Genomic DNA, 9,917 nt, shown 5'->3' on the forward strand with positions numbered 1-9,917 from the left:
TCTTGCCTACCCAAACACTGCTCGCGTCTTGATGGTCAAAACTCACATCAACACCACCAACCTGGGCGGACACATCCTTCACTAACTCACTAAAGGTCAACCTAACTTCTACCTCAGTGTCATGAGTCGGCGTGCCCGTCGTCAATTCAATACCGCTCAACTCAGGGGCAACATCATCCTTGTAGACGACCTCGCCCGTCAGCGTTACCGAGTGGCCTGCACTATTTTCACCCGTCACCGTAATGGTGATCGTGCCTTGATACCAGTCCGAGATATCGTGTGGTTCAGTTTGCCAATGGCCATTCGCGTCGACATCGATTTCTTGACTATATTGACGAAGGTTGCTTTGGTCTACTAAGTCTGAGGTTGGTTCATTTTTGACCGTTACGGTCAACTTTGCTCCGGTTTGAAACCCTTTGGAGGTGCCTGAGACAATGAACTCCGTTGCATCAGAGGCGTTGATGCTATCAACCATGTCGTTCAGCGTAATCACAGGCTTTAGTGGGATATCTGTAGTATATCCTTCACCAAAATTGCCTTGTGGACGGGTATCTTGGTAAGTTCTTTCAACAACTATGAGAGGGGCTGTAGCACGACCACTTGGCAGCATTAGCGGCTGTGTTGTACCTACCCACACTTTGGAAAAACCGGTCTCTTCAAATGAAATAGCCTGCCCATTCAAATATGCCGTAGGTATCGTCACGCGTTCATTGAATGTCAGCGTAACCTTAGCGCTTTTATCATCAACCAAGACATTTTTAAATTCTTCTCCGTCATATGAGATTAGGGTACTGGTCACTTTGGGTTTGATCTTGTCGTCATATAGAGCTTTTTTGGTTGCTACAACACTACGCTCGCCTTCGGCGTACTTTCCGCTGACAGTGACGGTAAATTCAGAATACTCCCATGTAGACATAATGATCGGATCGGTTTTCCATTGCCCCTTATCATCAAGATTTACCTTCAGACCAGACACTTTATCAGTACCTTCACGACCTTCCTTAAGTGAGACAAGGTCAACGGTTAAATTCGCTGCCTGTTTGAAACCTTTGGTTGTGCCCGTAATGTAGACCTTGCTTACATCATCCCCATGTATGAAATTATCCTCAGTCACAGTATCGATGGTAATCACAGGCTTAACGGGAATTGACACCGTTGCTTTTTTACCCTGGTTATTAACATTATCTGAATAGCTCTCAATTACTAAACTGATGCTGTCTTTCAGCGCTAGCAGCTCAATAGGTCCAACGTCATTTATTTTCCACTCGTTTTGATATTTCTCTGGCCGATTGAAGTTGAGACTTATGTCACCAAGTCTCGCTTGAATGTTATTGACTGGCTCTGAAAATGTGAGGGTGAGATTGGCACTCTCCCCATCAACGAGGTACTCAGGTGCGGCACCTACATTATCGAATTCAGGCTTTTGATTATCAACATGATAGATAAAGGTTTTCTCTTTGGAGTTTTGGTATATATCCTGAGCGGCTACCTTTATTTTAAAACTCTTTACACCAGCGTAATCTGCCAATTTGGAATTAATCTTCAGCTCAAAAGACTTGATTTGCTCTGAGTTACCAGAAGTTGGGGAAAAATTGATTTCGGCATCATGTTCTTTATTTTGACCGTCTATCCAAGATACTTTTTTTTCCGTCACCTCAACAGGAGTTAAGTCATCTTGCACGATGAGCTCAAGTTCTATCTCACCTGAGAATATGCACTCCCCCTCAACACTGCGCCCCTTTTCTATAGCGCGAGAATCACCAGTTTGACAAACTACCGACCCTTCTTGGTTATACAATTTGATGCTAGGCGGCTCGGTATCAAACTTTCCCCCCTCAGTATCAAAAATGTTGTCCTCTCCGAGTTTAGGATTGGCGTGCGCAAACTTCTCTGCTTGAGATTGCGCTAAGCCAGAATCAACACCATTATCAGTGGCGGCCTTATAGTAGGCAGCAGCTAAGTCTTTGCGGTAAGTATCTGGGCTTAAGGGGTATTTGCTTTCACCTATTAGGATGGGGCCTTCAGCATCTTGACCATCAGCTTTACCATCGGATCTGAGATCCTTGTGGAAGGCTTTAGCAAACTCTATACTGGCAGTCCCTTGTTCGGTTGCCATATCGGTTAGCCCTTCTAAAAGAAAGCGGTGAATATATTTATTGGTCACCCGGTCTGGAATACCCTGCGCTAAATCTTTGTTGGTCGCGTATGAGGTTCCGACTGGGTCAAAACCAAGCATAGCCTTGTCCTGACTCTCCAAAGCACTGGTGACATCCGATAGTATTCTTTTAGCGTTACTTGCTGATTTGTCCTGTTGTTTTTCCCATTGGCTCTCAAATAAGCCCGTGTGATAACTTGAAAGTTCTGTCAGATATAAAGTGACGTTGGCTTGTGAGTTAAAATAAGCACCAATACCGTCTTCCTCAGCGAGCAATATATATTTGGCTTCGTCTTTACTCCATTGGTAGTAATGAGTGATATTATCGCCATCATCATTCTTGATACTTTTCATGTATACATGATAAAAACTCGTAGATGGCTTTTTATCAAAAAGACGGCATGTCGCATAATCTCGCTCCTCACTATCATCCAGCTTAGTAATACAGCTAACTGTATGGACGGGCTTAAACCCTCCATTTTCTAATTCTTCAAGCTGTACTTCCGCATCAATAAATGGCGAAACAATGGTAATTTCTGGTACTTTAAATTCGGTTCTAAAATAAACCTCTGTCACACTTTTGTTTTTAGCCGGATCTTCGGCAGTAATAACCAACTTTTGAACCGTATCAGACCCGATACTTTTGAGGCTATCTCCGAATAGATCAGATGAAAAAGGGAGATAATAAGTCATGTTAGAGATGTAATCAGTATCATCATCTGTGTCAGCCTTGGGTATGAAGTTCTCCTTACTTTTAGTTGTTTCTACAGGATCACCAAAGCTATCCTCACCTAATCTCTTTATGTAGTACTCTACCGTTAGCTCTAAGTCTTTAGCAGAAAAACCATAAGTATCTTCACCATTTTTATCTTTTTGAGGATCAGATAGGTTAACACTGATAAAAGGCACACCTAAGACTTTGAGGTTATCCACTTTGAGTGCATCAAGGTCAAACTTATCATTTTCTCCTCGATTTTCGTTTACCGCCATCAATCCTTGATTGGCAAATTCAAAGGGAATAATTAGAAACTCATCTGCTGTTTCGATATTATTTTTGGTATAAGTATTGGATTCGTATTTAAAATTCCCTTCTATTATTCCACTACTGTTTTTAGCCTCATAACTAATATCACCATCAAGATCTGATGGAAAGCCTAATGTTATTTCAGGCTTTCCACTATCCGTATATACCCTATATTTTTCTTCTGACTGATTTTTATTTGAATCTGTCGCTTTAACGGTAAATTCAATGCTTTGGCCAACAGTGAGGTTGTCATAATTTCGCTCAAAATAACACCATTGCTGTGTCCCGTAGTCAGGTTTACATCCGGCATCAACCTCAGAGTTTGAAATGGAAATCTTGACACCCTTCCCATCCAATGATTCCGGTTTTTCTTTAACATACCCGGTTAACGTATACTTAAATACACAACCGCTCTCTGTACATCCCTGTACTGCAGATGGAGAATCAAAAATAATGACGGGGGCGGTATTGTCCCAGTCAAAGTCAATACTTACCTCGTGATTCTCAGGTGGAGAGGCTGAATACATAATGGTATCGGCTGCATAAACCACGAGTCTGGCTTCAGATTCACCATTGATATTGCCTCCTCCTAGCACGTCAGTATTTAGATGCACGGTGAAACTTGACCTGCGAGCACCCACAGTAAAGTTGCTATCATCAACCCAACACACTGTATCTTCATCACCTTCGCCAAAAGGACATGCAAGTGTTGACAGCGAGAAAAGTTGCTTATTTTCTGTGTATTCAAGCTGCACTTCGATCGAAGCGACCCCGATATTGTCTTCAACATCCAATTTAATGGTGTCTTGGCCAGATAGAACTTCCGGTTGTGCATAAGTAACCGTTGGCGGAGTATCATCTAAACTCACAGGGTTTCGTTTAGGAATCGGCCCTGTTTCCGACATTTTATTCAGAGCTTGGGCCAGCGTTTTGTATACAGAGAAACTAGAATTGCCAGAAGAAAAATACTCTGCAAAATCGTCATAACCTGATGCTCGATTAATATCAGGGTCACTGGCCACTGTCATTATATGCTCGGCAATCGAATGGGTGTAGAAGTCTGCATCAATCTTTACAGCACCAAAGAGAAAATCTCCTCCTTGACCGCCCCCTGTCTGCTTTTGCCCATCAAGCTTTCCATCAAAAACAATATCTTGATAACCGAGTTCTGCAAGGTGTATGGAGGTATAGGTGTCTTTCCCACCATCAGGATCTGGCTTTAAAAGGTCATAGGCGAAAGAGGAATATGCCGTCAGTATCGCACCATACTTATCCCCATTAGTACCACTCGATACCGACTTCTTTGTTATATCTATTGGCTGTATCGTATTGACATCAAAGCTGTATATCGCCTTTATATCTTGTAGTGAGCTGGAAACCGCATTAGCTGCAGATTGGCCTTGCTTGATTCTATATTCAGTCAATCCTGCAGCCAAATAAGTCAATGGTGTCACCATAACCTTCTGGGTGCTGCCTTCGGTGTAATTAATCACACTTGCCATATAAATGTTTTCATACACAACTTGTTCAGACACGGGGTCTTTGTAACTTCCCCCTTTTGCCGCTATGTACAGCGGCATAGAGGCTGATTCAATATCAATCGAATAATGGCCAGATGCTGGTGTTACCGCACTACCTAACTTACGCCCCAAAGAGCCATTTTTGTACTCATAGACTTCTACTGATGCGCCCAGTACAGGTGCATCAAAAACCACACCAGTAATCGTGCCTTGGGTTCTGGAACGAGGGGCAGAATCACCACCACCGCCACCACCACATGAACTTATTAGGAGTAGAGTAAGTATTATGAAAAGAGACTTTTTGAAAGGGTTAAAACTCAGCATTATACCGACTTGACGTTGACCAAAAGTTCAAAAATTATATTTTCAGTTTGAATAATGACAACAAGGTAAAATAACCATGTAAGAGCAATACTGAGCAGTGATATTTCAGCCGTTATTCTAAAAAAAGAAGTATTGACCGATCAAATTCACCATATGGGTAGTGAATTTGATTTTGACATTTTCCTGATAGGGAAATATTTGAGTCATTTATTTTAAAAATTAGACACAGATCGAGTTTTAAATACGTTCGCTGATTTTAGTTAACGGGCTGTCTCGGGTATTAAACGCCATTTAAAATGCAAAAAATCAATAATACTTTAATCATAACCCTATAGATTTAATCTACTTTTCATATTATTGAGCTTAGAGGGTTATAGAGAGAGGAAGTCTTAATAGATGGTCATGCTAAAAGAGCTATGTGCTTCTGATTCTGCTCGATACGAATGTAATACGACTGCATAAAATAAAAAAGCAGCACATATTATCCTATGTGCTGCTTTTTAATTATTGCTGTTATTCGGTCGGAGAGATTGTCACTGGTTTGAAGGTTGCCACAACATTGCCTCCTGCTCCTGGACGCTCGACATAAGGGGTATTTTGCATAATGGTATAATAAGAGTCGAGATAATCGTCGTCGTTAGTTAGCACACCATCTGGAATCACATCGATAATTCTATTGGTGATTTGAGCTATGATAGCGTAGCCTTGAATTTCTGGATCTGGAATCATTTTCAAAATATCTTCCGCCGCTTTTACCAAAATTTTCGCTAGCTCTTTATAGTCAGTTCCATCGTCTTGCTCCATCAAAATCATATCAACAGCGCCCCAACGATACCTTGGCCAGAAAATCATGGTTTGGCTTGGGTAGTAATCTTTGCCGTCGTAATCTAAATAAGGCATATCGACTAGGTCAATTTCTGGCTCGACACGGCTTGGGTCAACACCAGTGATAATGGCGTATACTTCCGCCTTGCCTGAAATCCATGGCTCTTCGTCGTCGCTAAGACGAATTTTCGTTAACTGAGTGGTATTAAGTGGCTCTACATCATTAAGCTGCGCCGAACGCTTAATATCTTGCTTGGTTTTTGAAGGTAGTTTAGGGGTTTCATTGGTGATCAAATTAGAATCTTGGCCTAAACGATTCATCTCTGTACGCATAGCCATTAGACCAGCACGAAGCTCTTTTGCGCTATTGCTGTCAACAACGAGGACTGGAACATCTGGCATTTGGTAAACATCTAATTCATGCACTTGCCCGTAAACATCATAGGCTTCTACATATTGCCAGTTTGAGTCATCACCTGAAGGCTCAAATGCAAACAGTGGACTTTCTCCTTCCTGCCAGTCTTTGACCATTGATGCATCAGCAATTCTAAGCTCCATCACTGAATCAGTATATTGAGCAATGCCTTTTGTTTGACGGTATTGGTAATCGGCCTGCTGCATACGCTGTTTAAACGCTGAGTATGGCTGAATGCTTTCCACAGAGTCCAAATCCGTGGCCAGATTCTCCTCTGTAATTTTTGACTTGATTGATTTTTCTAAATCAGAGTAGCGAGCGCTGATTTGCATCGCAAGCGCTTTTTTTTGCTGTGCAATTTCTTCTGAGATTGATTGTGCATCTGTTGTGTTTACAGTTTGTGCGTTCAACGGAAAGCCAACTATGGTTGTCGCAAGCATCAAGCTGATAGGTAGGTTTGGTCTCATAAAAATGATCCTTATTTGAATTTTTATCCCTAATAGAGCATTGCCCTACCTGGTCCAACCTATCATCTTCATCAATAAGTGGAACAAAAACGATCGATTTTTGTTCTGTTTTTCAGAAGAAGATCACTTAATGAACAAATTGTTCAAAATTCAGTCTTAACGTACTTGGAATTTTAAAATTAATAAGTCAATCAATATGCAAGAGATTGTAATATCAGCTAAAAGAATAACTTAGTGACTCAGATCACCGGAATGTAAAGCACCTATTACATGTTTTACAGCGACTTTCCCTAGTGACAGGAATGAAGAGTAAATACTCTAACTTTACAAAAGTTCATAACTATGTATGAGTATTCATAATGAAATTAGGTGATTTACAGTAGTAAGTTTATTTTAATCTATTGATATGAAAAATAATCTCTACGAAATTGACTGACTTGTTGCTCAACATAAGTTTGCCATTCACTGTCTGACAAACTGGTAGACTTCCTTTGAACTTCTAAGGATTGGTGTAGCACAGCAAGCTCATCTTGGTATTGACCAACATGGTCATTTTGCTGGGCGACTTGCTGCTCTCTCGATGCGATCGAAGCAATCTCTTTCTCAGTTAAATATTGCCTCGCGAGCTGATTTTTTATCTCTCGCACTTTATCTGGTGGATAGGAACTGGGGATCAGGCTGACACCTTTTTCGTATTTTTCGCTATCGGCCTCTAGAGTTAACACCGCCTCTTTTTCTCGCCATTTTATCAATAAAGTTTGGTAGTCGTTTAGAAAGTCTGCGGCTAAAGACTCTGATAGGCTATCTTGTTCAAGGCTAAAATCGTAGAGGGCAAATTCATCGGCAAAGACTAATGTGGCGTGCTCTCCCCAAACCATAGCCGCTAGCCGCTTAAACTCTGCCACTTTGTCTGAAAGCAACGTAAAATGGTTCAGCTCAGACTCTTGCCAAACGCTCTGCCACTCACGGTTAAAATGGTTATAGTTTGCCAGCAATTGATACCTAGAATCCGATAGTTTCGACTTGAGAGCGGCAAGTTGAGACAAGCAATCTCCTTTACCGAGACAATCTGCCCAAAATTGCTCTATCGCATTAACCAGTTCTCGTCCTTGGCTTTGGTTAAGTTGCGCTCTTGAGCGACCAATTTCTGTGTTCTTTACTGGGGCTCTCTCAATTTTAGCTGCTTGGCTTACTAAAGGCTTAGCTAAACGTTGAGAGGTTTTACCAACCTCTTGCGACGGCTTGTCACCTGTCGAGTCAGCCAACCTTTCTTCCTCTGGCCAAAGGTAGATGCTCGCCACGACAGCGAGCACAAATAAAATAGCACGATAGTTCATTACTCAATCACTGCGCTCACAGGAAAGTGGTCAGAGAGGTTATAGTGCTTCCAAAGCCTTTCGTCTGTGGTGCGAGGGATGTCAACACGATTGTTATTACGCCTGCTCTCTCCGTACTCATCGCTGACCATGACATAATCCAAGTATTCCACATGCTCGCCGCCTGAGAGTGCTTTACCAGAAAAGTCGTTGATACGCGGATCAAAGGTTGATTCTGTGTATCCAGAGTAATCTGGCTCTTGCACACTGAGGTTGGTCATCATGCTCTGGTAATCATCTGGGAATTTCAATTTGTTGACATTAAAGTCACCGCTGTACACCACAGTTTCATGACTGGGTATGTCCAGTGACTGAGCCAATGCTCGCATCTGCTTAAACTGGCGCTGTCTATAATCTCTGGCTTTATCCGTATCAGAAGAGGCCGTGTGTGTCGCAAACACATGGTAAGCTTTACCGCCTTTTATGATCTCGGCATAGTTAACCCCTTTGTCGGCAAAACAGTCGGTTCCAGCACAGTCAGGAAATACATATTGCGCCTGATTCACAATCGGATATCGACTAACAATAATCACCCCGCCATCATGTATGTTGGCCCCTTTTTTATCTAACATTTCAGTATGATAAGGGTATTCCTTTGCTAGTTCGCGCAGAAAAGCACCTCGGCCATTGGCAAATACTTCCTGCAAAGCCAAAACATCATAACCTGATACATGCTCGGGGATTATGTCGTAGCGGTCACCAATATGAGAGGCCATCACAGGCAGTGCCCATATGTTATAGGTCATGACCTTGAGAATATTCTCATCCGGTTCAACGGTCTCGCCCACTTTGGCTGGAGTAATCGTATAATAAAGGTCGTCATATCGAGCGGTATTGGCTGATTTAAAGCTCAGCTCAGTGGAGCGCTGACCAAATGCAGCCGTAGTGAAGCGGTGCAGCTCCCTATCATCTTGCAGGGAAAGATCTACGTCAGATGAAGATAAACCATATTGGATTGAGGAATTATACCAATGCCCAGTCATCATTTGGTTTAACTCAACACTTTCCCCCAAAGGGTTCGAGATGACTGTGTTGAATCTGTATGTTTGACCTGACTTAACTCCCTCCCAACGATTAAAGCTTAATACCGCTTTCGTCTCCCAAGGGCCTATGGTTTCAGTGTGCTGCTGCCACTCATCACCGTATTCAAGTAAATCTGAGCCATCATGGCTGACTTGTACGGTTAATGACTGGGCTGAGTTATTAGTTAGATATACATCGGTATCGGCCATCACTGGCATAACGACAAGTGAAGCGAGCAAAATATTCCACAGCTTAAAACTCATGTTATCTTCCTCAATTTGAATTTCTGGTTAAAATTTAAACCAATAATGTTTCATATTTGTTATAAATAAATTAAGGGAAATAATTCACACACTTAACGATAAAACGTGATAACAAAGCACTTTTTAGTGCATAAAATTCATAAAGTTTGAAGTTGTTTAAAACATTGATACCAAGATTTGAAATCATTATTTCTATCAAAAAAACCTATAAGACTAGTAATAATTAGGCGGTTTGATTTAAAAATAAAAATACTCGTTATTATTCAAACATCAGTATGAAAATCACCCAATAAAAAAGCGGGTAATTTTCCATAAAATAAGCGTTTTTAGTCACGCCAACCTAATGATAAATATAGAAATGTTTATAAATTATGTTGTTGATTTTCAGAAAGATTATTTGAACTGTAAATAATACAAAAGCCACCGAAACGGTGGCTTTTAGAAGTTTATATTGAAGGTGTTAGCTATAAAGTACTGAGGGATCCCCTCATAAATCCGCCAGTGCATAGCCATCTTTTAAGAGCT

At 41.4% G+C, this 9,917-nt stretch carries 3 protein-coding genes and 1 pseudogene; all 4 read right to left on the reverse strand.

All coding sequences use genetic code 11. The features are described from left to right. Positions 1-5,023, reverse strand: a pseudogene (locus tag AAFM34_RS19025) (hypothetical protein); the annotation flags it as partial. A 513-nt stretch (positions 5,024-5,536) separates the two neighbouring features. Beyond that, positions 5,537-6,730, reverse strand: coding sequence for a DUF3103 domain-containing protein (locus AAFM34_RS19030; RefSeq protein WP_341665576.1), 1,194 nt, complete (start codon positions 6,728-6,730; stop codon positions 5,537-5,539). A gap of 398 nt (positions 6,731-7,128) precedes the next feature. Beyond that, positions 7,129-8,067: a chromosome segregation ATPase gene (locus AAFM34_RS19035; protein WP_341665578.1), complete on the reverse strand. Its 939-nt coding sequence runs from the start codon at positions 8,065-8,067 to the stop codon at positions 7,129-7,131. After that, entirely contained in the window at positions 8,067-9,392 is a 1,326-nt protein-coding gene (locus AAFM34_RS19040; RefSeq protein ID WP_341665580.1) for a sphingomyelin phosphodiesterase, read from the reverse strand. The genes AAFM34_RS19035 and AAFM34_RS19040 overlap by 1 nt, the downstream gene beginning before the upstream one ends. Positions 9,393-9,917 lie beyond the last annotated feature (525 nt).

The organism is Vibrio sp. (assembly GCF_038138445.1).
In the GTDB taxonomy this organism is placed as follows: Bacteria; Pseudomonadota; Gammaproteobacteria; order Enterobacterales; family Vibrionaceae; genus Vibrio.